Genomic DNA, 1,076 nt, shown 5'->3' on the forward strand with positions numbered 1-1,076 from the left:
CGCGAGGGGGAGCAAATCACAAAAATGCCATCTCAGTTCGGATTGTAGTCTGCAACTCGACTACATGAAGCTGGAATCGCTAGTAATCGCGAATCAGAATGTCGCGGTGAATACGTTCCCGGGTCTTGTACACACCGCCCGTCACACCATGGGAGTCAGTAACGCCCGAAGTCAGTGACCCAACCGCAAGGAGGGAGCTGCCGAAGGCGGGACCGATAACTGGGGTGAAGTCGTAACAAGGTAGCCGTATCGGAAGGTGCGGCTGGATCACCTCCTTTCTAAGGAAGAAGAAGTAAAGAGTCTGGAGATTGTTTGGTTTTGAGTGTTCGAGAGAGCACGAAAAAAAGAATAAAGATTTCTGGTGGCGATGCGCTTAGGGGACACACCCGTTCCCATCCCGAACACGATGGTTAAGACCTAAGCGGCCGATGGTACTTGGCCGGAGACGGCCCGGGAGAGTAGGTGGCTGCCAGATTCCTATGGGGGTATAGCTCAGTTGGGAGAGCGCCTGCCTTGCAAGCAGGAGGTCACGAGTTCGAATCTCGTTATCTCCACTCGCAAAGATAGCATTTGTTTTTGAATTGCAATCTTTGCAGTGTACCTTGAAAACTGCATATAGATATATATTAACGAAGAGATAATATAGGTCAATGAATCTATACTAACAACAAGACATCTAATCAAACAAACAAGGGATCGGAAGATCCCAGGATCTTAGAAAAGATCCGCGCAGCCCATTGTTGTGACGCTACACAACGATGAAGGTTAAGATAATAAGAGCGCAGGGTGGATGCCTTGGCACTAAGAGCCGATGAAAGACGTGATAAGCTGCGAAAAGCTGCGGGGAGGAGCAAATATCCCATGATCCGCAGATATCTGAATGGGGAGACCCGGCCAGGAAGACCCTGGTCACTGCATGGTGAATCCATAGCCATGCAGGGGGAACCCGGTGAACTGAAACATCTAAGTAGCCGGAGGAAGAGAAAGAAACATCGATTTCGTAAGTAGCGGCGAGCGAACGCGAAAGAGCCCAAACCGGAATGCGTGCATTCCGGGGTTCGGACTGCATACGGTAT

The 1,076-nt window shown here is 50.2% G+C and carries 1 tRNA gene and 3 rRNA genes; all 4 read left to right on the forward strand.

The features are described 5' to 3' along the window. A 16S ribosomal RNA gene (locus tag BHF69_RS13620) occupies nt 1–278 on the forward strand; the annotation flags it as partial. A 79-nt stretch (nt 279–357) separates the two neighbouring features. Next, nucleotides 358–475 (forward strand): 5S ribosomal RNA (gene rrf, locus BHF69_RS13625). Between the two features lie 6 nt (nt 476–481). Then, nucleotides 482–554: transfer RNA gene (locus BHF69_RS13630), tRNA-Ala, on the forward strand. A 209-nt stretch (nt 555–763) separates the two neighbouring features. Beyond that, nucleotides 764–1,076 (forward strand): 23S ribosomal RNA (locus tag BHF69_RS14290); the annotation flags it as partial.

It is taken from the genome of Anaerostipes sp. 992a, from assembly GCF_001940245.1.
Taxonomy (GTDB): domain Bacteria; phylum Bacillota; class Clostridia; order Lachnospirales; family Lachnospiraceae; genus Fimousia.